Source organism: Pseudomonas sp. BIOMIG1BAC (assembly GCF_001705995.2).
In the GTDB taxonomy this organism is placed as follows: domain Bacteria; phylum Pseudomonadota; class Gammaproteobacteria; order Pseudomonadales; family Pseudomonadaceae; genus Aquipseudomonas; species Aquipseudomonas sessilinigenes.
On the sequence record NZ_CP049045.1, the window covers coordinates 7,509,907 to 7,534,232 of the forward strand.

Below are 24,326 nucleotides of genomic sequence, written 5' to 3' on the forward strand. Positions count from 1 at the left end.
ATCAGACGGCGAACAACAGGAATTCCCTCTCCCAGGAACTGATCACGCGCTTGAAGTTTTCATGCTCGGCCCGTTTGACCGCGACGTAGCCGGTGATGAATTTGTGGCCCAGGTACTTCTCGATGGTCTTGCTGTTTTCCATCCGTTCCAGTGCGTCCTCGATGGTCAGCGGCAGGCGCAGGTTGCGGCGCTCGTAGCCACGGCCCACCACTGGCGCGCTCGGGTTGTGCCCCTCGACCATGCCGATGAAGCCGCACAGCAGGCTGGCGGCGATCGCCAGGTAGGGATTGGCGTCGGCACCCGGCAGGCGGTTTTCCACCCGGCGGTTCTGCGGCCCGGCATCCGGCACCCGCAGGCCCACGGTACGGTTCTCCTCGCCCCACTCGACGTTCACCGGCGCCGAGGTGTCGGGCAGGAAACGGCGGAACGAGTTGACGTTGGGGGCGAACAGCGGCAGCAGCTCGGGGATGAATTTCTGCAAGCCGCCAATGTGATTGAGGAACAGCTGGCTCATGGTCCCGTCTTCATTGGAGAAGACGTTCTTGCCCGTGTTGATGTCGATGATGCTCTGGTGCAGGTGCATGGCACTGCCCGGCTCGCCGGTCATGGGCTTGGCCATGAAGGTGGCCGCCACATCGTGCTTGAGCGCCGCTTCGCGCATGGTGCGCTTGAACACCAGGATCTGGTCGGCCAGGGACAGGGCGTCGCCGTGACGGAAGTTGATTTCCATCTGCGCCGTGCCGTCTTCGTGGATCAGGGTATCGAGGTCCAGCTCCTGCAGTTCGCACCAGTCGTAGACATCCTCGAACAGCGGGTCGAATTCGTTGGCCGCTTCGATGGAGAAAGACTGGCGCCCGGTTTCCGGACGGCCGGAACGGCCCACCGGCGGCTGCAACGGATAGTCGGGGTCCTCGCTGCGCTTGGTCAGGTAGAACTCCATTTCCGGCGCCACGATCGGCTGCCAGCCATGGTCGGCATAGAGTTTCAGGACCTTCTTGAGCACGTTGCGCGGCGACAGCTCGATGGGGTTGCCCTGCTTGTCGTAGGTATCGTGGATCACCTGGGCCGTGGGCTCTATGGCCCAGGGTACGAGATAGACCGCGTTATGGTCGGGACGACAGATCATGTCGATGTCCGCCGGGTCCAGCAGCTCGTAATAGATGTCGTCTTCGACATAGTCGCCGGTGACGGTCTGCAGTAGCACGCTCTCGGGCAGGCGCATGCCTTTTTCGGCGATGAACTTGTTGGTCGGCGAGATCTTGCCCCGGGTGATGCCGGTCAGATCGCCGATCATGCATTCGACTTCTGTGATCTTGTGGTCTTTCAACCAATCGGTGAGCTGGTCGAGGTTGTTACTCATAAATGCCTCTAGGCTGAGTTTCCTGACTCTCTATTAAGTCAGGCGTTGTATGACGCTTCGGCGTCGCGCTGTTTTGCCCGCTTGCGGCAGGCATCACCAAAAGCCCGGAAGATGGCCAGGTAGTGAGGATTGCAGCTTACCTGCCATTCGGGGTGCCATTGCACCCCCAAAGCAAAAGCCTTGCTCGCCTCGACGGAAACAGCCTCGATCAGCCCATCCGGAGCCCGGGCCTCGACCTTCAACCCCGGGGCCAGGCGCTCGATGCCCTGGGCATGGATCGAGTTGACTTGGATTGTTTCCGGTAGCCCCAGCCCCGCCAGTACTCCATCGGCCTCGATGAACAGCTCGTGGGCCGGCGCATACCAGGCGTCCAGGGGTTGGCCGGGCACCTCGGCATGCCGGTGGTCCATGAACGGCGGCACCTGGTGCACGCTCTGGTGCAGGCTGCCGCCCAGAGCGACATTCATCTCCTGGAAGCCGCGGCAAATTCCCAGAACCGGGACGCCCGCCTCGACGGCGGCATCGAGCAGCGGCAGGGTGGCGGCATCCCGTGCAGAATCATGAGCAGTTCCAGGCTCGCTGGCCTGGCCCTGATAGTGGAAAGGTTCGATATTGGAAGGGGAGCCGGTAAAGAGGATACCGTCCAGACCGTCCAGAATATCGGACGGGGCAAGCAGCTGCGCCATGGACGCGAGGATCACCGGCAGGCCCTGGGCTGCGGTGGCTACTGCCTGGACATACTCGTCGCCACTGATGTGATAAGCGTGCGAACCGATCTGCCTAGAGCAGGCGGTGACGCCGATTAACGGCAGGCGAGACATGAAACACCCCGGTATTATTGATGTTATGGGTTTGGCCCGAGCTTAGCCTTGTTCATTTTTTTACACAACACCCCTGTAAAAGATACAACACAGCCTGTTCAAACCAAGGGTAGCCAGGGTGCCCGAACTCGCAAAAGCGCCCTGTTTTACTGCAAAAACACCCTGCCAGCCCTTTATTAGGGCAAAAAAGCCCTTACTTGACTTCGGCATGCCGTTCGGGTTGACTGAAACCAGAAAAGATCAATGATTGATATTTTTAACAACAAAGGTGTTGCATCATGTCGGTACCCCCGCGTGCCGTTCAGCTGAACGAAGCGAACGCGTTCCTTAAGGAACATCCTGAGGTTCTGTACGTCGACCTTCTGATTGCGGATATGAATGGTGTGGTGCGCGGCAAGCGCATCGAACGCACCAGCCTCCACAAGGTTTACGAGAAAGGTATCAACCTCCCGGCTTCCCTCTTTGCTCTGGATATCAATGGCTCCACGGTGGAAAGCACCGGCCTGGGCCTGGATATCGGTGACGCTGACCGCATCTGCTATCCAATCCCCGATACGCTCTCCAACGAACCCTGGCAGAAGCGCCCCACTGCACAACTGTTGATGACCATGCACGAGTTGGAAGGCGATCCGTTCTTCGCCGACCCCCGTGAGGTCCTGCGCCAGGTGGTGAGCAAGTTCGACGAACTGGGCCTGACCATCTGCGCGGCGTTCGAGCTGGAGTTCTACCTGATCGACCAGGAGAACGTGAACGGTCGCCCACAACCGCCACGCTCGCCGATCTCCGGCAAGCGCCCGCAATCCACCCAGGTCTACCTGATCGACGACCTCGACGAATACGTCGACTGCCTGCAGGACATCCTCGAAGGTGCCAAGGAACAAGGCATCCCGGCCGACGCCATCGTCAAGGAAAGCGCCCCGGCCCAGTTCGAAGTGAACCTGCACCACGTCGCCGACCCGCTCAAGGCCTGCGATTACGCGGTGCTGCTCAAGCGCCTGATCAAGAACATCGCCTACGACCATGAGATGGACACCACCTTCATGGCCAAGCCTTATCCGGGCCAGGCGGGCAACGGCCTGCACGTCCATATCTCGGTGCTGGACAAGGATGGCAAGAACATCTTCACCAGTGAGGATCCCGAGCAGAACGCCGCGCTGCGTCACGCGATCGGCGGTGTGCTCGAGACCCTACCCGCGTCGATGGCCTTCCTGTGCCCGAACGTCAACTCGTACCGCCGTTTCGGTGCCCAGTTCTACGTCCCCAACGCTCCGAGCTGGGGCCTGGACAACCGTACCGTAGCGCTGCGCGTACCGACGGGCGCACCGGATGCGGTACGTATCGAGCACCGTGTGGCCGGCGCCGATGCCAACCCCTACCTGCTGATGGCTTCGGTGCTGGCGGGCGTGCATCACGGCCTGACCAACAAGGTCGAGCCAAGCACGCCAATCGAGGGTAACGCCTACGAGCAGGTGGAACAGAGCCTGCCGAACAACCTGCGCGATGCCCTGCGCGAGCTGGACGACAGCGAGATCCTCAACAAGTACATCGATCCGAAGTACATCGATATCTTCGTTGCCTGCAAGGAAAGCGAGCTGGAGGAGTTCGAGCACTCCATCTCCGACCTCGAGTACAACTGGTACCTGCACACCGTCTGAACGGCCTGCAGCAAAGAACGCCGCGCAGCCCATGGCCCGCGGCGTTTTTTATGCCCGTGATCCGCAACTACGGCGCTCGGTTGCCGCTACAGGGAGCCCAATCCTCTGGCGTACAATGCCGGCTGTCCAACAGGAGACCCCGATGACGCGCACCGCCCCTCTTCGCAAGCCCCGTGCACGCAGCCAGGCCCGGATCGACTCGATACTTGACGCGGCTCGCACCCTGCTGGCCAGCGAAGGCGTGGCCAGCCTGTCGATCTACAGCGTGGCCGAGCGCGCGCAGATCCCGCCGTCGTCGGTTTATCACTTCTTCGCCAGCGTACCGGCCCTGCTCGAAGCCCTTACCGCGGATGTCCACGCCGCATTCCGCGCGTGCCTGCAAGCCCCGATCGAGCATGAAAGGCTCGACGGCTGGCGGGACCTGTCACGCCTGGTGGAGCAACGTATGCTCGCCATCTACGCAGACGATGCCGCAGCCCGGCAGTTGATCCTGGCGCAACATGGATTGACCGAAGTCACCCAAGCCGACCGCCAGCACGATCTCGAACTGGGCGACCTGATGCACAAGCTGTTCAACCGGCACTTCACCCTACCGGCACTGCCACAGGACGTGGACGTATTCGCCCTGGCCATGGAGCTGGGGGACCGGGTGTATGCCCGGTCGGTGCAGCAACACGGGCAAATCACCGCCCGCATGGCAGAGGAAGGCATGCGGGTATTCGATGCCTACCTGGGCCTGTACCTGCCGCCGTACCTGCCCAAGCGCCCCACCCCGCTCTGAACGTTCAAGCCTGGCGCAGCGACAACCTGTCGATGCGGTGATCCAAAGTCTTGTGGATCACCAGGTTGGCCCGCTCCCGGGTGGGCAGGATGTTCTCCACAAGATTCTTCAGGTTCACCCGGTCCCAGGTATCGGAGGCCATGGCCAGCGCCTCTGGGTCGGACAGCCCCTTGAACTTGTTGAAGTAGGAGTCGTCCGACTGGAAGGCCGTGTTCTTCAAATAGACGAAGCGCTCCAGGTACCAGGTCTTGATGGCCTCCGGTGCGGCGTCGACATAGATCGAGAAGTCGATGAAATCCAGGGCATGCAGGCCCTGCCCCCGCTCACCCTGCAACACATTCAGGCCTTCGAGGATGATGATGTCCGGCGCCTCCACCGACTGCGCCTCGTCAGCCAGGATGTCGTAGCGGACATGGGAATAGATGGGGATCTGCGCGGCCTCGCCCCGCCGGCACACCGCCTGGAGAAACTCCAGGAATAGCGGCTCGTCGTAGGACTCGGGAAACCCCTTGCGATGCAGGATGTTCTTTTCCTGCAGGCTCGCCAGGGGCAAGAGGAACGAATCGGTGGTCACCAACTGCACGTTGGGCTTGCCCGGCCAGTAGGCCAGCAACGCGGCCAGGACCCTGGCGAAGCTGCTCTTGCCCACTGCGACACTGCCCGACACCCCGATGACATAAGGCACCTTGCCCCCATCCTGTGGCGCCTTGAGCGCCTGGACCTGCGTGGCATGCAGATGCAACAGGCGCGACAGCGGCAACAGGATCTGCCTGACCTCTTCTGACTCCATGGGCTGGGTCGGGCTGGTCAGCGTCTCCATCTCCGACGGCGACAGGCTCATGGGCTCCCCGGCCCGGAGAGCGGCCCAATGGTCGCGGTCGAACTCCAAGTACCCTGCGTTTGGACCCTGCTTTGTTGTCATGTCTGTACTGTTCAGGCCTTGCGAAAGCAGGGAAAGTATCAAATCTGACCGTTATTTACAGCGCCCATGAAAAAGCCCCGCAGGGCTCGCTCCCTCCGGGGCCTTGATACGACGGTGTTCACAACTTGGCGATCGACACCTCCGTGGACTTCACGAAGGCAATCACTTCACTGCCAATGGACAGCTCCAGCTCCTTGACCGAGCGGGTAGTGATCACCGAAGTGACGATCCCCGAGGCTGTCTGCACGTCGATTTCCGACAACACATCACCCTCGACGATTTCCTTGATGGTGCCCTTGAACTGGTTGCGAACATTGATGGCTTTGATGGTCATGGTATTTCTCCTGGGGTCGAAAAACAGAGCTGCACGTTTCAAGCGGCCAGCGGCAAGCCCAAGCACAACGCTCTTGCTTGCTGCTGCTCTACAGCGCCCAACGCAATTGCGTGGGCAGGGGTGAAACAGGTTCCGGCTCGGGCGGCGACCCGGGCAGCGACAACACGCGATTGAGCACCTCGGTCTCCAGCGCCGCCAGGCGATGGGAGCCGCGTACCCGCGGCCGCGGCAGCTCGACATGCAAGTCGAGGCCAACCTCGCCGTCCTCGATCAACAGCACCCGATCGGCAATCGCTACCGCCTCGCTGACATCGTGGGTCACCAGCAGCACGGTGAAGCCGTGCTGCTGCCACAGGCGTTCGATCAACTGCTGCATCTCGATTCGGGTCAGGGCATCCAGGGCCCCCAAGGGCTCGTCCAGCAACAACAGCCGTGGTTGATGGATCAGCGCCCGGGCCAGGGCCACGCGCTGCTTCTGCCCACCGGACAAGGCCGCCGGCCATTCATTGGCCCGATCCGCCAGGCCTACCGCCTCCAGGGCCTCCAGGGCCTGGGGCCGCCAGTTGCCCTTGAGCCCCAACCCAACGTTGTCGATGACTTTCTTCCAGGGCAGCAGGCGCGCCTCCTGGAACATCAAGCGAGTGTCCTCGCGCGCCTCGACCAGCGGTGCAGCACCGGCCAGCAACTGGCCGCCGCTAGGCTGGTCAAGACCCGCCAGCAAGCGCAGCAAGGTGCTCTTGCCACAGCCACTGCGCCCCACCACCGCAACGAACTGGCCAGCGGGAATATGCAAGTCGACTTCCCGCAGCACCTGTCGCGAGCCAAAGGTCTTCTGCAGTTTGCGTACTGCCAGCGGGATGCCCCGCAGCAGCCGTGGTGGTTGCTGGGCAGTCATTGCGCACCTCCCTTGACGACCTGATAAGCCGGGTGCCAACGCAGCCAGACTCGCTCCAGGCCACGTGCCGCAAGGTCTGCGAGCTTGCCCAGCACGGCGTACATGACAATCGCCAGGACCACCACGTCGGTCTGCAGGAACTCCCGGGCATTCATTGCCAGGTAGCCAATGCCGGAACTGGCAGAGATGGTTTCGGCAACGATCAGGGTCAGCCACATGAAGCCCAGGGCGAAGCGCACCCCCACCAGGATCGATGGCAAGGCTCCCGGCAGGATGACCTGGCGAAACAACGCGAAGCCTGTCAGGCCGTAGCTGCGGGACATTTCCACCAGCGCCGGGTCGACGTTGCGAATGCCGTGGTAGGTGTTGAGGTAGATCGGGAACAAAGTACCCAGGGCCACCAGGAAGATCTTCGCCGACTCATCGATACCGAACCACAGGATCACCAGCGGGATCAGCGCCAGGTGCGGCACGTTGCGAATCATCTGCACCGAGCTGTCCAGCAAGCGCTCGCCCCATTTCGACAGGCCGGTAATGAAGCCCAGCACCAGGCCGATGCTGCCACCGATCAGGAAGCCCAGCCCGGCACGCCAGCCACTGATGGCCAGGTGGGTCCAGATATCGCCACTGCGTATCAGGCTGACCCCAGCCTCTATCACCGCGCTGGGGGCCGGCAGGATACGGGTCGACAGCCAACCCGCCGACACCGACAACTGCCAGGCCGCCAGTAACAGCAACGGCAGCCCCCACGGCGCCAGCCGATGCACTATGCGTTGTCCGTTCATGGCCGCACCTCAGCTCTGGGATGCGGCTTTGGGAATGATGTCGTTGGCTACCATCTCGCCGAACGGACTCACATAACCGGCAGCCTCCGGCAGCTTGGGCCGCTCGATGTCCAGGTGCGGGAACAGCAACTCGGCCACCCGGTAGGACTCCTCCAGATGGGGATAACCGGAGAAGATGAAGGTGTCGATCCCAAGGTCCGCGTACTCCTGCATCCGCGCCGCCACGGTCGGCCCGTCGCCCACGAGGGCGGTGCCAGCCCCGCCACGCACCAGGCCGACTCCAGCCCAGAGATTGGGGCTGACTTCCAGCTTGTCGCGACGACCGCCGTGCAAGGCCGCCATGCGCTGCTGGCCCACGGAGTCGAAGCGCGCCAGGGATGCCTGGGCCCGGGCGATGGTCTCGTCATCCAGGTGGGAGATGAGTTTGTCCGCGGCTTTCCAGGCCTCTTCGTTGGTTTCGCGCACGATCACGTGCAACCGGATACCGAAGCGCACGGTGCGCCCAAGCTTGGCGGCCTTATCCCGCACTTGCTGGATCTTCTCGGCCACTGCGGCCGGTGGTTCGCCCCAGGTCAGCACCATCTCCACCTGCTCGGCGGCCAGGTCCTGCGCCGCTTCCGACGATCCGCCGAAGTACAGCGGCGGACGCGGTTGCTGCAGCGGCGGATAGAGCAGCTTGGCGCCCTTCACGCTGATGTGCTGGCCGTCGTAGTCGACGGTCTCGCCTTCCAGCACCCGGCGCCAGATGCGGGTGAACTCCACCGAAGCCTGGTACCGCTCCTCATGGTCGAGGAACAGGCCATCGCCCGCCAGCTCGTCAGGGTCGCCCCCGGTTACCAGGTTGAACAGAGCCCGGCCACCGGACAAGCGATCCAGAGTTGCCGCCTGACGCGCTGCCACGGTCGGGGAAATGATCCCGGGACGCAGCGCGACAAGGAATTTCAGACGCTGGGTCACCGGAATCAGCGAGGCTGCCACCAGCCAGGAGTCCTCGCAGGAACGCCCGGTAGGGATCAGCACGCCACCGAAACCCAGGCGGTCGGCGGCCTGGGCGATCTGCTGCAGGTAACCATGATCGACGGCGCGGGCGCCTTCGGCGGTGCCAAGGTAATGGCCGTCGCCGTGGGTGGGCAGGAACCAGAAGATGTTGAGGCTCATGGAGTGGTCTCCTAAGGGGTCGGGTTACGGCGCTTTGGCCACGGCGGCGCCGGGCGTCCAGATCACGTCTTTGATGTTCAAGGGCTTGGGAATCAGCTTGAGCTGGTAGAAGCTGTCGGCGATTTTCTGCTGGGCGGCGATCACTTCCGGGGTCAGGAAGCCTGCGCCATAGCCCTGGCGCTTGACCGAGGTCAGGGTGATCTCGGGAGACAGCCCCAGCAGCGGCGCCACCTGATCGGTGACCTCCTGCGGGTTGGCCCTGGACCACTCGCCCACCGCCCGCACTTCTTCCACCAGGGTCTTGATCACCTCAGGGTGCTGCTGCGCATAGGGCTTGGTGGCCAGGTAGAACTGGTGGTTGTCGACGATGCCGCTGCCGTCACGCAGGGTTCGCGCTTGCAACTGCTGCTCGGCGGCGGCCTGGTAAGGGTCCCAGATCACCCAGGCATCGACGCTGCCACGCTCGAAAGCGGCGCGGGCATCGGCCGGCGGCAGGAACACGGTCTGGATATCGCTGTACTTCAGGCCGGCATCTTCCAGGGCGCGGACCAGCAAGTAATGGACGTTGGAGCCTTTGTTGAGCACCACCTTCTTGCCCTTGAGCTCCTGCACCGAGCGGATCGGCGAGTCCTTGGGCACCAGGATCGCTTCACTCAGGGGAGCCGGTGGCTCATAGGCCACATAGAGCAGGTCGGCGCCGGCAGCCTGGGCGAACACCGGTGGCGTCTCGCCGGTCACACCGAAGTCGATGGAGCCGACGTTCAGCCCCTCCAACAGCTGCGGGCCACCGGGAAACTCAGTCCACTGTACATCGACGCCCTGCTGCGCCAGGCGCTTCTCCAGGGAGCCCTTGGCCTTGAGCAGCACCAGGGTGCCGTACTTCTGATAGCCGATACGCAGGGTCTCGGCCTGGGCTTGGACAATGGCGCCGAAGGACACAGCCGCAGCAAACAGAGCGACCAGCCCGCGACGCAAAATGACAGGGCGCATGGCGCTCTCCTTTTTGCTGTGGGGTTTTGGCTGCACCTGCTTGCCCGTTGGCGGGCGAGTAAGGCCAGTAGTTCAGATCAATGACGTGGCTCAAATGCTCCAGCGAGCACTGAGCAGGCGTTCATTCAACAGATTCGGGTCCAGCGGCTTGGGACGGCGTGCCAGGGCGCTGTGGAACTGCTCCAGGGCTTCCTGCAAACGCAGCTCCAGGGCTTGGGCCAACTGCGGCTGGACGCTGCCTTCGCCGTAGGCGATCTGGCTATCCTCGGCAAAGATGCCCTGGAGCATTTCCTGGGCCTTGAGCGCCGAAAGCACAGGCTTCAAGGCGTAGTCCACCACGAGCATGTGGGCGATGCTGCCACCGGTGGCCATGGGCAGCACCACCTTGTGCCTCAACGCGCCCTCGGGCAGCAGGTCCAGCAATGTCTTCAGGGCTCCGGAGAACGAAGCCTTGTAGACCGGAGTGGCGATCAGCAGGCCGTCGGCCTGTTCGATCTGGCGCAGCAGGTCGATGACCTTGGGGCTGTCGAAGCGGGCGTGAAGCAGGTCCTCGGCCGGGAAGTCCCGCACCTGGTAACTGACCACTTCCACACCTTGCTGCTGCAACCAGCGCTTGGCCAACTCCAGCAGCACTCCGGAACGGGAACGCTGGCTGGGACTGCCACCGAGAGAGACCACCAGCATGCAGGGGATTCCTTGAACGAATAAGGTGATTCGCGGGATGCGATCTCACCGGATGAGCAGACCTTAACAGTCTATTTTTATATCTATAAATCTTATTTATTCATTTGTTTATTCCACAAAAGAATATAAGAAGGTGCATTTACCAGGCGAAAAAAAAGGCCGTCGAAACGGCCTGAAAACCCCTGCTTTATGGATCTGTCATGCGCCTCAACGGTTGGGTTGTGGAGTCAGCCGCAGGTAGGGCTTCACTGCGCGATAGCCTTTGGGAAAACGCCGCTTGATCTCTTCCTCGTCCTTCAGGGACGGCACGATCACCACTTCGTCACCGTCCTGCCAGTTGGCCGGGGTGGCCACCTTGTAGTTGTCGGTGAGTTGCAGCGAGTCGATCACCCGCAGGATCTCGTGGAAATTGCGCCCAGTGCTGGCTGGGTAGGTGATGGTCAGGCGGATTTTCTTGTTCGGGTCGATGATGAACAGCGAGCGCACGGTCAGGGTGTCGCTGGCATTGGGATGGATCAGGTCATAGAGGTCCGAGACCTTGCGGTCGGCGTCGGCCAGGATCGGGAAGTTGACCCGGGTGTCCTGGGTCTCGTTGATGTCCTCGATCCAGCGGTGATGGGAATCCACCGGGTCCACCGACAGGGCGATGGCCTTGACCCCGCGCTGGGCGAATTCATCCTTGAGCTTGGCGGTAAAACCCAGCTCGGTGGTGCATACCGGGGTGAAGTCCGCCGGATGGGAAAACAGCACGCCCCAGCTATCACCCAGCCACTCGTGGAAACGAATCTTGCCGGCACTGGAATCCTGTTCGAAGTCGGGGGCGATGTCGCCCAGTCTGAGGCTCATGGGTGCTGCTCCTGTGAGTGCGTGATGACGCTACTCTGCCTCGGGCGCAGTTTATTTAAAAAGAATAAATATCGATTTATTAAGACCGTAAAGGAATATTAAAAATCTCTTCACTGGACTCGCAGGCACGCCAGGAACACCCTGGTACACAAGGTTCGAGAAGGCCTTGAGTAGCTGCAAGAAAGAGGGGAATTCAGGAAGGGCTCACGGGGGTGGGCCTGACTTGGAACGAAGCCTCGCCCGACATTGCGCCGGGCGAGGTTTTTTATTTCACGATGACTCCAGCACCGAACTTTGCTGGACTGCGCTAGAACCCGATACAGAAGGTTTATCAATAACTTACGCGCGTCCATCATATGCCGGTGCTTTCTGAAACCTGACCCGGCTTCCGCTCTCATGGCTCCCATGTGGCTCTTGGAAACGGGTCTTTCCGAGGAGTCATCATGGCCAAGATCAAGCTCACCAAGACCGCCGTGGAGGCGGCGCAACCCCAGCCGCAGGCCGTCGAACTACGGGATACCGTGGTGCCTGGCTTCCTGTGCAAGATTACCCCGGCGGGCCGCCGCGTGTTCATGCTCCAGTACCGCACGAACGCGGGCGAGCGACGCAAGCCCGCCCTGGGCCTGTTCGGGGAACTGACCGTTGAACAGGCCCGCGTCATGGCTCAGGACTGGTTGGCCGAGGTTCGCCGGGGCGGCGATCCTGGCGGCGCCAAGGCCGATGCGCGCAAGGCGCCCACCGTCACGGAGCTGTGCAAAAAGTTCATGGAGGAATACTCCAAGAAGCGCAACAAGCCCAGCACGCAGGAGGGCTATCAGGGCGTCATCGACCGCTGCATCATTCCACTGTTGGGCCGCAAGAAGGTGCAGGACGTGAAGCGGCCCGACATTGCCGGCCTGATGCAAAAGCTGGCCTACAAGCCGACCGAAGCGAACAAGGCTTTCGGCGTGTTGCGCAAGATGTTCAACCTGGCCGAAGTGTGGGGCTACCGTCCCGACGGCACGAACCCGTGCCGTCACGTCCCGATGTACCCACCTGGGAAGGAAACCCGGCTCATCATTGATGACGAACTGGCGTTGATCTTCCGCCACCTGGACAAGCTGGAAGCGGAAGGTCTGGAGAACTACGTCATCCCCTTGGCAATCCGCCTGCAATTCGAGTTCGCCGCGCGTCGCTCCGAAATCTGTCCGCTCGAATGGAGCTGGCTGGACTTCGAGAACCGGCGAGTGGTGTGGCCCGACAGCAAGACGGGCGGCATGTCCAAGCCCATGAGCGCGGAAGCCTATCGGCTGCTCTCGACGGCGCCACGTCGGGAAGGCTGCCCGTATGTCCTGCCATCGCCCAACGACCCGGACAAGCACCTGACCTTTGGCGAGCACTATGGCGGATGGTGCCGGGCGCTTAAGGCCGCCGGCGTGCCGCACGTCGGCACGCACGGCATCCGCCATCGTTCGACGACCGACATTGCCAATTCGGGCGTGCCGACCAAGGTAGGCATGAAGCTGACCGGGCACAAGACCGTGGCGATGTTCATGCACTACGTCCACACCGAGGACAAGCCGGTACGCGAGGCGGCCGAGCTGGTGGCGAGCCGTCGTCAGGCGATCACGGGTGCGCGGCAGGCCGAGGGAGTAGCAGCATGAACCGGCGCAAAGTATCCGTGGCGTCCTCCGCAGCGCCTTCGGCGCTGCTGGGCGACATTCGGGCATTGATTGAGGCGGCGCGGCAGCGCGCCGTCTTGGCGGTCAATGCCGAACTGACCCTGCTGTTCTGGCGTATCGGCCAGCGCATCCATACGGAGGTGCTGGCCGGCCAGCGGGCCGGGTACGGCGAGGAAATCCTGCCGACCCTGGCGGCGCAGCTTGTGCGCGACTACGGGCGCAGCTTCGCGGACAAGAACCTGCGCCGCATGGTGCAGTTCGCCGCCACCTACCCGGACGAGCCAATTGTCGTGACGCTGTCACGACAATTGAGCTGGTCGCATTTCCTGGCGCTGCTGCCGCTGAAAGACCCGCTCCAACGGCAATACTACGTGCAGATGGCGAGCGCCGAACGCTGGAGCGTGCGGACGCTGCGCGAGCGCATCGACTCGATGCTGTACGAGCGCACGGCGCTGTCGCAGAAGCCGGGCGAGACGATCGCGCAGGAGCTGGCGACGATGCGCGATGCGCAGCGCATGACGCCGGCGCTGGTCATGCGCGATCCCTACATTCTCGACTTTCTCGGGCTGCGTGACACCTGGCAGGAAAGCGACTTGGAAGCGGCCATCATCCGCGAAATGGAATCCTTCCTGCTGGAGCTGGGGGCCGGTTTCTCCTTCGTCGCCCGGCAAAAGCGCATCCCGATTGACGACGAGGATTTCCACCTCGACCTGCTGTTCTACAACCGCAAGTTGCGGCGGCTGGTGGCGGTGGAGTTGAAGGTCGGCGAGTTCAAGGCGGCCTACAAGGGGCAGATGGAGCTTTACCTTCGCTGGCTGGACAAGCACGAACGCGAGCCGGAGGAAGCCTCGCCGCTGGGCATCATCCTTTGCACCGGCAAGAAGCGCGAGCAGATCGAATTGCTGGAGCTGGACAAGTCAGGCATCCACGTCGCCGAGTACCTGACTGCCTTGCCGCCGAGGGGCGTGCTGGTGGAACGGCTGCAACAGGCAGCAGAGCGGGCGCAGTTGCAGATCGAGCAGCGCAAGACGGACACCGAGTAGTCCTGTCCCAAGCAGTCGGGCATCCCGGCGTTCCGCCGTCGCGCTGTCGTGCTGCGCATCGAGCCTCGCTGCGCGAGTCTCGCCCCTTGCGGGCTTCCATCGTTCCCTCGCTTTGCTCGGCTGACGCCTTCGGCCCTGACGGGCCTGCGCGCTCCGCTTGCCCCAAAAGCCGAGGGTGTGCAGTGGGCGGGGTGTAGGCGGTCTTGCTGTTCCCTTCACCGTATCACGGCGTTCTCGCCGTCAAGGGCGGCGCGCGCTGTTGCGCGCTTGCGTCCTGGCGGCCGTCTGCGACCCCTGACTGCTTGCGCTGCGCCGTGCTGGACACGGTTCCGGGCAATTCCGCCCGAGCAACCGGAGCACGATCATGTCGCAACTGTCCTTTTCCTCGTTCGATGCCGCGCTGATGGTGCGCGACTCCCAAGGTCATTACCTGCCGGCGACGGCCGACCAGATTCTGGAGGCCGCGCGCCAGGCCATCGAGCACAAGATGCAGCGCGGTGCCTCATTCAGTTCACCGTCGGAAGTCAAGGAGTACCTGCGCGCCAAACTGGCCGGCTTCGAGCATGAGGTGTTCGCGGTGCTGTTCCTCGATTCGCAGCATCGCCTTATCGAGTATGCCGAGATGTTCCACGGCACCATCGACAGCGCATCGGTGTATCCGCGCGAAGTGGTGAAGGAAGCGCTGCGGCTCAACGCGGCAGCGGTCATCGTTTCGCACAACCACCCGAGCGGCAATCCAGAGCCAAGTGCGGCCGACAGGGCATTGACGTTGCAACTCAAGAGCGCGCTGGCGCTGGTGGACGTTCGCACGTTGGATCACATCATCGTGGCGGGCAGCCTCACTACGTCCTTCGCCGAACGTGGCTTGATCTGACCGAGGGGGCTTCGGCCCCCTTTTTGCTGCGCCTGCTGGCGCAACTCCGGCCCTCGCGGGCCTGCGCGTGCTACGCACTTGCCCCAAAGCCGGAGGTGCGTGGAGGTTGTGAGGGAGGCGGTCTTGCTGTTCCCCTCATCGTGCCACGGCGTTCTCGCCGTCAAGGGCTGCGCGCCAATGGCGCTTGCGTCCTGGCGGCCGTCTACGACCCCTGACTGCTTGCGCTGCGCCGTGCCCCGGAAGGGTCGGGCAATTCCGCCCGGCAACCTTTCAGGAGTTCACCATGAACAACGTACTTATCACTGCCGAGCAGCGCGTCGTGCTGCTGGCCAACGGCAGCACATCGCTGGAGAACCCGGACTTCGACCCAGCCCCGGTGGTCAAGCTGTTCACGCCGGACGGCGGCGCGACCTGGCTGCTGACCGAGATTGACCCCGACGACCATGACCACGCTTTCGGTCTTTGTGACCTGGGGCTGGGGATGCCGGAACTCGGCTGGGTCAGCTTGAACGAGCTGGCGAGCGTGCGCGGCGGGCTGGGCCTGCCGATCGAGCGCGACCTGTCTTTCCGTGGCGAAAAGCGGTTGAGCGCCTACGTGCGCGATGCGCGGCTGGCGGGGCGGATCGTCGTCTGACCTCGCCCTTGGAGCGCCTCAAGGCGCTCCTTGCGCTTTCTCGATCATTTCAGGAGATCAATGCCATGAGCAGCCATCACGACTACATCATCGAAATCACGGCGCAGCACGATGCGCTCAAGCCCTTCGCGCCGGAGAACGGCCAGCCGCTGCGCTTCAAGATCGGCGACGCGGTGATCTACACCAACCAGTTCGGCGTGCAGTTCCGTCGCCGCGTCACCGGTTTCTACCAGCCCAGCGGGCTTTGTGGTCACTATGCGCGCGGAGCGCGCTATCTGCTGAACTCGACTTCGCCGTGGGTGCCGGTTGCGCAATCCAGCCTGCGTCCTGACGACTCGGCCTGATGCCTTCGCGCCCCTTGCGGCGCGCTACGCGCTTCGCTTGCCTCCAGGGGAAAGCCCTGCGGGCTATCCCCGCCGCGCAGACTTGGCGCCCCTGAACATCGCCGACCCGGCTGCGCCGGATCGGCCAGACAGCATCCACAGCAGATCCACGATGCCCTGCGCGTGCTCGTCCTGACCCTGTTGTCCATTCGGTTTTGAAGTCTGGGCGTCCCCGGCCACCTGGGAGATGGCCGGTCGCGCTGTCGTGCTGCGCATCGAGCCGCCTGCGGCGTCTCGCCCCTGTCGGGCTTCCATCGTTCCCTCGCTCCGCTCGGCTGACGCCTCCGGCCCAGCTTCCAGCTTCGGGCCTGCGCGCTTGCGCTTGCCGTGCGGTCGGCGTGGAAGGTGCCCGTTGCCATGTCCAGCCGTCTTCCCTGACTCCATCACCTTGTCCGCGACTGTAGCCCGCTCCCGTGTGCCATCAAGGCGCGCAGGGCCGTGTCCTCGGCTTCGCCTGCGGGCCGCACCAACCCTGCGCTTTTTTCCTTGACGGCCCCCGTCCGCGCGCTCCTGACCGTCGCGGGCGATGAACTCAGGAAAGACGGTGGCAACAGGGCCAACCGGGTTCCTCGTGCCGACCGCACCGAACAGCCGAAAGGCTGGGCTCCGAATCTAGGAATCCGGTGTGCGCTTTCTTCAACAGCCAAGTCAGGAGAACGACATGCTTGCAACCCGTTTCGCTTCCCATTCCCCCGCACTGCGCAGCGACTACCCGCTGTCCGATGACCAGATTCACCGTGTAGCGCCGTCCATCTTTGCGGATGCCCCGTATGAAAGTCGTTCGCAGCGATACGCCTATATCCCTACGGCGGCGGTTTTGACCGAGCTTCGCAAAGAAGGGTTTCAGCCTTTCATGGTGACGCAAACCCGCGTGCGCGATGAAGGCAAGCGCGAGCACACGAAACACATGCTGCGCCTGCGCCACGCCAGCCAGATCAACGGCGCGGAAGCCAATGAAATCATCCTGCTGAACTCGCACGATGGCACCAGCAGCTATCAGATGCTGGCGGGCCAGTTCCGATTTGTTTGCAGCAATGGCCTTGTGTGCGGCGACACCGTGGCCGATGTGCGCGTCCCCCATAAAGGCGACGTGGCGGGCCAAGTCATCGAAGGCGCTTTCGAGGTGCTGCGCGGTTTCGACCTTGTGCGCGATTCCCGCGACGCCATGCGCGCTATCACGCTCGATGAAGGCGAAGCCGAAGTGTTCGCCCGCGCCGCGCTGACCCTCAAGTACGACGACCCGAACAAGCCCGCGCCCATCACCGAAAGCCAGATTCTGATGCCGCGCCGGTTTGAAGACCGCCGCCCCGACTTGTGGAGCGTGTTCAACCGCACCCAAGAGAACCTGACCAAAGGCGGATTGCATGGTCGCAGCGCCAACGGACGCCGCCAGCAGACCCGTCCGATACAGGGCATTGATTCCGATGTGCGCCTCAATCGCGCCTTGTGGATGCTGGCCGATGGCCTGCGCCAGTTGAAAGCCTGACCCGTCCCCCGCAGGAGGGGCGGTTTCCCCTCCATTCCTTGTTTCACTCGATTGGAGAACCACCATGAACGCCATCACCACCACCGAAGCCCGCGCCGTCAATGCCGCCGCCGCTATCCCGCTGGAAGCCGCCGACCCGACCAAGAACCTGATTCTGGTTCCGCTGTCGCGGCTGGTGCTGCGCCCCACGGGCCGCAACGTGCGCAAGACCCCGCGCATGTCCATCCCCGAACTGGCTGCAAGCATCCAGCGCGTGGGCCTGCTGCAAAACCTGATCGTGATCGCATCCGCCGATGGCGAGCATTACGAGGTGGTCGCCGGTGGTCGTCGCCTTGCTGCGCTGAAGCTGCTGGCGAAAAAGCACCGCATCGCCAAGGATTGGGAGGTGCCTTGCTTGCAAGTGGCCGATGGCACGGCCCGCACTGCCAGTCTCACCGAGAACGTGCAGCGTGAAGCCATGCACCCGGCAGACCAGTTTGAAGCCTTCGCCGCGCTGGTGGCCGAAGGCCGACCCATCGAGGACATCGCAGCGGATTTTTCCGTCACGCCGCTGGTGGTGCAGCGCCGCTTGAAGCTTGCGAACGTCTCGCCGCGCCTCATGGCCGACTACCGCGCCGATGCCGTGAGCCTTGACCAGTTGATGGCCCTTGCCATCACCGATGACCACACCGCGCAGGAAGCCGCCTTCTACGATGCGCCAACGTGGCAGCGCCAGCCGTCCGCGCTGCGCGACCGCCTCACCGAAAGGGAAATCGACGCCTACCGGCATCCGCTGGTGCGGTTCGTCGGGCTGGAAACCTACGAGGCCGCAGGCGGTGGCGTGCGCCGTGACCTGTTCGCGGAAGGTGACGCGGGCGTGTATCTGACCGATGCCGCGCTGCTGGACAGGCTGGCGCAAGACCGGCTGGCGGGCATCGCCGCCGAGGTGAAGGCCGAAGGCTGGGCATGGGTGGATGCCACGCCGGGCGTGACCCATGCCGACCTGCACGCTTTCCAGCGTGCGCCGAGGGAGCGGCGCGAACCGACCAAGCGCGAAGCGCAGCGCATCGAAAAGCTGCAAGCCAAGGTGCAGGCCATTGGCGAAGCCCTCGATGGTGCGCTGGAAGCCGAGGACGAGGACAAGGCCGACGCGCTGCAAGAGGAAGGCGAAGCCGTGGGCGAGCAGTTGCAGGCGTTGGAAGATGGTTTGCAGGACTACAGCCCGACCGTGAAGGCCGCAGCCGGTGCCATCGTCACCATCGACCGCAACGGGCAGGCCGTGATCCATCACGGCCTGATGCGCGAAGCCGAGGCCAAGGCCCTGCGCACGCTGGAACGCCTGCGCCAAGGTTTCAGCGGTGAGGATGCCGAGAACGGCGACGAAGGCGAGGACGACGACCAGCCCAAGACCGCCGCCATGTCCGACCGACTGGCGCAGCGGTTGAGTGCCCACCGCACCGCCGCGCTACAAATCGAAGTGGCGCAGCATCCGCAAGTGGCGCTGGCCGCGCTGGTGCATGGCATGGTGCAGACCGTTTTGCACGGCAGCCACTACGGCCACGACCTGCCGCTGGGCGTGAGCCTGAAAGTGCAAGACCGGCTGGAAGGCATGGCACCGGACTGGCCGGAATCGCCCGCTGCCGTGGCGCTGCGCGAACTGCAACAGGTGGCGGGCGAAGCCTTGCCGCAGGACAGCGCCGAACTGTTCGCCGCGTTGCTGGCGAATTCGCAAGACGAACTGGTGCGACTGCTGGCGGTATGCGTGGCCGTCACGGTGGACGTGGTGACACCCCGCACCATGCGGCAGCAGCCGGGCGAGGAACTGGCGCAGGCCGTGGGGCTGGACATGGCCGCATGGTGGAAGCCCACCAATGAGGGTTATTTCCGGCATGTGCCGAAGGCCGCGATTCTGGAAGCCGTGGAGCAGTTCGCCCCGTCGCACGTCACCCGGCTGGCGAAGCTGAAGAAGGCCGACATTGCCAGCGAAGCGGAGCGGCTGGCCGATGGCACTGGCTGGATGCCTGCCATCTTCAAGGCCGAAGGCACGCAGGAAACCACGCCGGCGGCGCCGCAGGCCCAGGACAACGCCCCGGAGGATGCCGAGGCAATGGCGAATGAAACCGCCGTGGCGCTAGCCGCTTGACCCGCGCCGACAGCAAGCGCCCCGGTCTCGACCGGGGCGCTTGCTGGAAGGAGAACACCCCATGACACGTACCACCACCAGCCGCCCACGCATGGCGGCGATCTACGCCCCCGGCACGGTACGCGCCCGCCGCTGGCACGGCGATGGCGACGTGCGCGGCTACCGCCCGCCCTCGGGCTGGTCAGCCCGCGCCGACCTGACCGACATTCACCCCATCACGGGCCGCGCCTTGCCGCGTGCCGTATGGTGGCTCATCGAGACGAAGGAATAACCCGATCAGCACCGCGCCCATGCCGTTCCGTCCTGGGCGCGGTGAAAGCAAAATCCGGGCGCGGCAGTGGCCGCGCCCGGTGTTCAAGGCCAACTGCCGAATCAGAACGCCGCCGCCCTCGCGGTGGCTCAGGTGGCGGCGTTAAAGCAGCCGAGCATCCGCCCGGCCCACACCTGCGCGCTCCGCTTGCCTCCAGGGGAAAGCCCTGCGGGCTATCCCCGCCGCGCACAGCTTGGCGCCCCTCGATGCCGCCGAACCGGCTTCGCCGGATCGGCCCGGCCAGCGCTCCGCCACGATGGACGGGGCGCTGGCGAACACGCTGGCGTTTGCTGCGGCGGGTTGTGCAAATGCGTGCCGTCCTCAACGCTGGCGGTTCTTGCCCATCACGTCCATGAAGGACTGTTCACGGACAACCCGCCCAGCATCGCTATGGAGTTTCTATGCCACGCCACTAGACCGGCGCCGCAAGTTGCGGCGGAGGCGTTCTTGCCTGTCATCGGGTGGTTGACCTGGCCTGCGTCAGTGGGCGAGCCGGAGCAGTCTTCATGCGGGGATGCCGAGCCGGCCACATCTCCTTGCGGTGCGGTTCGGCCCAAGGCGTCCTTGTGTTGTTGTGAATCCTGGCGGTGGCGCGGCTGCGCCTCGGGCTTCATGGCTGCAACCGTCCGGCGAAAACAATTTCCCCTGCTTTGTCACTGCGTTCGGTGCATTCCTCGCGGGACAAATTCTTTTCGCCTCCCGGCTCTCCACTGCGTTTCGACCGCAAGCGGTGCAGCCAGCCCGTCCCCCGCCGGCCGGATCACAACAAGGACGCGATGGGCGCGAACCTTGTTCCACCGAACGGAGATTTCACTATGGCCAACATCGGCACCTTCACCGCAGACAAAGACGGCTTCACCGGCACGCTTCGCACCCTGACGCTCAACGTCAAGGTCAAGCTGGTGCCCAACGACAAGGGCGACAACGAGAAGGCCCCCGACTTCCGCCTGCAGGCCGCCAGCCACGACATCGGCGCAGCGTGGAAGAAGACCAGCGAGGCCGGGCGGGAGTACATCTCCGTGACCCTCGACGATCCATCGTTCCCGGCCACGGTCTACGCCCGCCTGATCGAAGGCGAAGACGGCACGCACGACTTGATCTGGTCGCGCAGCAAGCCCCAGGCGGCGTGACCGCCGCCCGCAGCGCCCCGCCACATGGCGGGGCGCTGCGCTGTTGTGTTGGTTCGTACCGAACCTGGTGGCAGGCGGTGGCCCATAGTGTGGGCTGCACTTCTATGCGGGGACGCGGTGCTTGCCGTTGCAATCAGGGCATGGCGTGTCGGCGCGACCCGCCGCCGGACTTTTACGGGCTACGCCCCGTGCCGTCTTTGCCGTCACGGCCATCCGGCTCCAATCCCTCACGCCTTCGCGCCTGCGGCGCTGCGCACTTCGCTTGCCTCGGGGTCTCCTCGTTTTCAGTGCAATAAGTGACGGTACGAAAAGCTAGCACTGGCGCGGAGGTGGTGTTGGTAGATCGTTGATTTCATTGACTTTCCTGTTCACTTTCAAATCTGCGATTCGTGGCGTCAAACCGTGGTCGGTTTCATCCATTGGTGCCAGTTATCGATGCATTTGGCCGCGAAGGCAGGATTTGGTCAGCATAGCGGTCAACCGGGAAGCGAAACACACCCCGCAAGTTGATGCTCTCCAGCCTGGTGGGCGCAATCTTCCCGATCAGTTCCGGTGGAATGACCTGGCGGCGGTTCGACCAGCGATCCAGGACCGCCTGCATCTGTGAGGTATTCCACGCCATCACGATGTTGGCCATCAGGCTCAACGCATCGGCCACAGCCTGCATTTCATCGACACGTTTGGCCTGCGCCGGGCTGATCCGGCCGGTATAAATGGCGCGCTTGAGGGCGTTAACAGCCTCGCCCCGATTGAGCACCCGGCGCAACTCGTTCCTGAAAGCGTCCTTGACAAAGTAGTCAGCCAAAAACGCCGTACGCAGCAACCGCCCCAATTGCACGCCAGCCTCATAGATTGGATCGCCCTGGGCGGCAGAACCGAACCGCGCAAGAGCTGCCACCGCACTGGCATGTCCGCTCATGACCGAGGCTGCCAGGTGCACCAGACTATCCCAATGCTTTTCGATCAAAGCGACGTCGACATTGGCTTCGCACACCGCAGCGATTTCTGCGGGCACTTTGGTGCCGCGTGGCACAAAGAGGTGGCGCTGTTTGAGTTCCTTCAACCGCGGGCAAAGATCAAAACCAAGCAAACGGGCATGTGACATGGCAAAGTCGGTGTAGCCATGGGTATCCACAGCAAGCTGGCTGGTCTCCAGCTTTTCTTGGCGGATGACACCTTCAATGGCCACGCCCGCCTGGCGCTCATTGAGCACAAAGGGCTGCGCATGGAAGATGCCCCACCGGTCTTTTACATGGGAGTAGATTCCAATGGAAGGTGTGTTGCGCCGAGGATCAAGCCGGGCTTGCCACACCCGTTTGGTGGTCTCCATGGTCATCATGTCAGAAGATGCCAAATCGGACCGCCCCCAGGTGGCGGCAATCGGGTGTCGCTGCATGAATTCCAGCACAGCCTGGCAGGCCTGGCTCAGACGCCGTTCGTCCCGCGCCCAGCGCATGGCCTGGCGAATGCTGGTGGCAGACAATTGCGGAATCATGCGCGCGCATTCGACCGCAGTCAGACTGGTGCCGTGGGCCATGATGCCGGCATAGACCATCAGCAGCTCGTCGGTAGAGCGCGGCTCACGTCCGAGCATGATCCAGCTAAAGCGCACCTGGGCGTCAACGGCCAGAATCACTTCCGGCAATTGAACCTCACCGATGCGGTGATCCAAAGCCGCGCGCAGCTTGGTCACTTCTGGGTCTTCGTCCTCTGCGGGCAATGGCGACAAATGGAGTTCATCATCCACGCGCAGTACGCCACTGCGGGCTGCAGCGGCCACCGCATCGACACCGGCAGTTACTCTGGCCAGCAAAGGCTTCAAGAAAGTGGCAGCCTTGCTGGGTAACGATAGACGGGCATAGTGTTTCTTGGACTCTGCCTGCCAACGCTCGTCCGTGAAGAACAAGCGCGCACGACCCCGAAAGCTCAGGCTGTGCTCAATCCAGACCGAGCCATTGCGCACCGCGCGGCGCAGGGCAAACAGGGTGGCCACCTCCAACGCCTGAAACGCCCGTTCCCGGTCTGGGCTGGAGATCGAAACCTGCCAGATCATTCCCAGACTTGGTGCCACCACTTCAACTGGCAGCTTTCTGGATCCTTTGAGATATAAAGCTTGCAGCTTGGCAAGGTACTCGATGGCAGGATGCTCGCCGGTGGCCTGCCAGGGCAGCTTTGCAATGGCGACGAGCAACGACCGCACGGGGCGAATTCCATCAATCAATCCCTCGCGGACCAGGGAGGCCCTGCTCGGTGGTTTGCGTTTCTGGGTTTCGGTGATCAAGGCTTCAAGACGGGCACGCAACTCAGCATCTGGCACCGCACCTTGCGCGCTCAAGGCAACAAGTTCGCCGAGCAGCGTTTTGTACATTGCGGCCCAATTGACGGTAGCGGGGACATCGGCGGCAGCCTGACGCCACAGATCGGCGATCCGGCGCTGCACCATAAGGATCAACTGGTCTGTGGTGGTGAACAGGCAATACCGAAGAAAGCATGCGACCTCCACGGTGCGCGCTGGCTCTTTGATCTTGGCTCCGGCTGAGGGCGGCCTGGAGACAAGTCGGCGCGCGTAGCGGCGCAAGATGAGATCGGGGATGTCTGCCAGGTGCTTATGAACGTCCAGCGTGTAAAGCAGGTCGATGCGCTCCAGTACCTCGCTGATTTGGCGGGTTGAGTGTTTCGCCGGTGCAGCCCATAGCCAACTCTGCTGGGTTTGTCCATCTGGGCGCAGCTCTGAAACTGAGGCTCGCCAGCGATCAAGTGTTGCTGGATCAACGCTGGCGGCGATGGCGGTGCCTGTTTCAACTTCAAGCTGGGCAAGTGCCGCCGCAATCAGTGTCCGAATTGCCCGCTCGTGCACGATCACCAGCTTGTTCTTGTACAGCCATTGACGCGCCCGCACGAGTAGCTGATCGCGGTCGGCGCAGCGCGCCACTTCGTCGCGCAGTTCACGTACCAGTGAGCGGCGCTGGTGCTCGCTCATCCACTGGAATCCAAGGACCGTGCAGGCTACTTGTTGGTGATCGAATAGCGTGCGCCCGCGTTCATACATGGCTCTCAGCGAGGCGACTTCTGGTGCTGCAATGCCAAGCTCGTTGCCAAGGTGGCGCCACAAGGCTACTGGAATTACCCGAAAGGCACCGAGCAAACGCCCACTCATGCGCAGGAAACCAATATGGAGCGCCAGACCAAGCTTGTGGGAATCACCTCGGCGTGCATTGATTGCGTCGCGCTCGGCACCATCGAAGGTGAAAAATGCCTTCATCTCGAAGTCGCTGATATCGCGGGGGAGCCCACGCATCCCCAAAAACGTTGTGTGCCAACCCTGCATCGTGAACCTCAAAAGTGGGAGGCCACCATACCCGTTTACAAAGCGAACAGGAAAGTCAATGAAATCAACGGTCTACCCAGACCACCCCCGCGCCAGTGCTAGCTTTGCGTACCGTCACTTATTG

22 protein-coding genes are annotated in these 24,326 nt (G+C 63.0%); 11 read left to right on the forward strand and 11 right to left on the reverse strand.

From position 1 onward, the window contains the following. Position 1: 1 nt before the first annotated feature. Entirely contained in the window at positions 2 to 1,360 is a 1,359-nt protein-coding gene (locus tag ATY02_RS34960; RefSeq protein ID WP_068575405.1) for a glutamine synthetase family protein, read from the reverse strand. A gap of 38 nt (positions 1,361 to 1,398) precedes the next feature. Then, a complete protein-coding gene (locus tag ATY02_RS34965) occupies positions 1,399 to 2,181 on the reverse strand; it encodes a gamma-glutamyl-gamma-aminobutyrate hydrolase family protein (RefSeq protein ID WP_068575404.1) in 783 nt (260 codons plus the stop codon). A gap of 278 nt (positions 2,182 to 2,459) precedes the next feature. On the opposite strand from ATY02_RS34965, the gene ATY02_RS34970 reads away from it, so the two are divergent. Together ATY02_RS34970 and ATY02_RS34975 are read left to right on the forward strand one after the other, a co-directional pair. Then, positions 2,460 to 3,836 carry a glutamine synthetase family protein gene (locus tag ATY02_RS34970; protein ID WP_068575403.1) on the forward strand — a complete coding sequence of 459 codons (1,377 nt, stop codon included), beginning with the start codon at positions 2,460 to 2,462 and terminating at the stop codon, positions 3,834 to 3,836. A 142-nt stretch (positions 3,837 to 3,978) separates the two neighbouring features. Further along, entirely contained in the window at positions 3,979 to 4,617 is a 639-nt protein-coding gene (locus tag ATY02_RS34975; RefSeq protein WP_068575402.1) for a TetR/AcrR family transcriptional regulator, read from the forward strand. A gap of 4 nt (positions 4,618 to 4,621) precedes the next feature. On the opposite strand, the gene coaA is transcribed toward ATY02_RS34975, so the two are convergent. The 8 genes from coaA to ATY02_RS35015 form a co-directional block, all read right to left on the reverse strand. Beyond that, positions 4,622 to 5,539, reverse strand: coding sequence for a type I pantothenate kinase (gene coaA / locus ATY02_RS34980; RefSeq protein ID WP_068575401.1), 918 nt, complete (start codon positions 5,537 to 5,539; stop codon positions 4,622 to 4,624). Positions 5,540 to 5,657: 118 nt separating this feature from the next. Next, the gene (locus ATY02_RS34985; protein ID WP_011064106.1) at positions 5,658 to 5,873 is read right to left on the reverse strand and encodes a TOBE domain-containing protein; all 216 of its coding nucleotides are present in this window, start codon (positions 5,871 to 5,873) and stop codon (positions 5,658 to 5,660) included. A gap of 88 nt (positions 5,874 to 5,961) precedes the next feature. Beyond that, positions 5,962 to 6,768: an aliphatic sulfonates ABC transporter ATP-binding protein gene (gene ssuB, locus ATY02_RS34990; protein WP_068575400.1), complete on the reverse strand. Its 807-nt coding sequence runs from the start codon at positions 6,766 to 6,768 to the stop codon at positions 5,962 to 5,964. Next, positions 6,765 to 7,553, reverse strand: coding sequence for an aliphatic sulfonate ABC transporter permease SsuC (gene ssuC, locus ATY02_RS34995; RefSeq protein WP_068575399.1), 789 nt, complete (start codon positions 7,551 to 7,553; stop codon positions 6,765 to 6,767). The genes ssuB and ssuC overlap by 4 nt, the downstream gene beginning before the upstream one ends. A gap of 9 nt (positions 7,554 to 7,562) precedes the next feature. Next, positions 7,563 to 8,711 (reverse strand): FMNH2-dependent alkanesulfonate monooxygenase, encoded by a 1,149-nt coding sequence (ssuD, locus tag ATY02_RS35000; RefSeq protein WP_068575398.1) that lies wholly within the window; start codon positions 8,709 to 8,711, stop codon positions 7,563 to 7,565. Between the two features lie 24 nt (positions 8,712 to 8,735). Next, complete coding sequence (locus tag ATY02_RS35005) at positions 8,736 to 9,701, reverse strand: sulfonate ABC transporter substrate-binding protein (protein WP_068575397.1); 966 nt, start codon at positions 9,699 to 9,701, stop codon at positions 8,736 to 8,738. 90 nt (positions 9,702 to 9,791) lie between these two features. After that, on the reverse strand, positions 9,792 to 10,385 hold the full coding sequence (gene ssuE / locus ATY02_RS35010) for an NADPH-dependent FMN reductase (RefSeq protein WP_068575396.1): 594 nt from the start codon (positions 10,383 to 10,385) through the stop codon (positions 9,792 to 9,794). A 207-nt stretch (positions 10,386 to 10,592) separates the two neighbouring features. Then, positions 10,593 to 11,231: a peroxiredoxin gene (locus ATY02_RS35015; protein ID WP_022641715.1), complete on the reverse strand. Its 639-nt coding sequence runs from the start codon at positions 11,229 to 11,231 to the stop codon at positions 10,593 to 10,595. A 443-nt stretch (positions 11,232 to 11,674) separates the two neighbouring features. On the opposite strand from ATY02_RS35015, the gene ATY02_RS35020 reads away from it, so the two are divergent. The 9 genes from ATY02_RS35020 (at position 11,675) to ATY02_RS35060 (ending at position 20,874) form a co-directional block, all read left to right on the forward strand. Beyond that, positions 11,675 to 12,874 (forward strand): tyrosine-type recombinase/integrase, encoded by a 1,200-nt coding sequence (locus ATY02_RS35020; protein ID WP_019726269.1) that lies wholly within the window; start codon positions 11,675 to 11,677, stop codon positions 12,872 to 12,874. Continuing rightward, a complete protein-coding gene (locus ATY02_RS35025) occupies positions 12,871 to 13,935 on the forward strand; it encodes a PDDEXK nuclease domain-containing protein (RefSeq protein WP_019726270.1) in 1,065 nt (354 codons plus the stop codon). The genes ATY02_RS35020 and ATY02_RS35025 overlap by 4 nt, the downstream gene beginning before the upstream one ends. 364 nt (positions 13,936 to 14,299) lie before the next feature. After that, positions 14,300 to 14,809, forward strand: a complete 510-nt coding sequence (gene radC / locus ATY02_RS35030; RefSeq protein ID WP_019726271.1) for a RadC family protein — start codon at positions 14,300 to 14,302, stop codon at positions 14,807 to 14,809. Positions 14,810 to 15,092: 283 nt separating this feature from the next. After that, positions 15,093 to 15,443, forward strand: a complete 351-nt coding sequence (locus tag ATY02_RS35035) for a DUF2958 domain-containing protein (RefSeq protein ID WP_019726272.1) — start codon at positions 15,093 to 15,095, stop codon at positions 15,441 to 15,443. 65 nt (positions 15,444 to 15,508) lie between these two features. Next, positions 15,509 to 15,787, forward strand: coding sequence for a hypothetical protein (locus ATY02_RS35040; RefSeq protein ID WP_019726273.1), 279 nt, complete (start codon positions 15,509 to 15,511; stop codon positions 15,785 to 15,787). A 700-nt stretch (positions 15,788 to 16,487) separates the two neighbouring features. Further along, positions 16,488 to 17,312, forward strand: coding sequence for a DUF932 domain-containing protein (locus ATY02_RS35045; protein WP_068584010.1), 825 nt, complete (start codon positions 16,488 to 16,490; stop codon positions 17,310 to 17,312). Positions 17,313 to 17,376: 64 nt separating this feature from the next. Then, positions 17,377 to 19,434 (forward strand): ParB/RepB/Spo0J family partition protein, encoded by a 2,058-nt coding sequence (locus ATY02_RS35050; RefSeq protein WP_019726276.1) that lies wholly within the window; start codon positions 17,377 to 17,379, stop codon positions 19,432 to 19,434. A 61-nt stretch (positions 19,435 to 19,495) separates the two neighbouring features. Further along, positions 19,496 to 19,705: a hypothetical protein gene (locus ATY02_RS35055; RefSeq protein WP_019726277.1), complete on the forward strand. Its 210-nt coding sequence runs from the start codon at positions 19,496 to 19,498 to the stop codon at positions 19,703 to 19,705. A gap of 854 nt (positions 19,706 to 20,559) precedes the next feature. Then, positions 20,560 to 20,874, forward strand: coding sequence for a DUF736 domain-containing protein (locus ATY02_RS35060; RefSeq protein ID WP_019726278.1), 315 nt, complete (start codon positions 20,560 to 20,562; stop codon positions 20,872 to 20,874). A gap of 412 nt (positions 20,875 to 21,286) precedes the next feature. Here the strand turns inward: ATY02_RS35060 and ATY02_RS35065 are convergent, their stop codons facing one another. After that, the gene (locus tag ATY02_RS35065) at positions 21,287 to 24,202 is read right to left on the reverse strand and encodes a Tn3-like element IS1071 family transposase (RefSeq protein WP_003158660.1); all 2,916 of its coding nucleotides are present in this window, start codon (positions 24,200 to 24,202) and stop codon (positions 21,287 to 21,289) included. Positions 24,203 to 24,326: the final 124 nt, after the last annotated feature.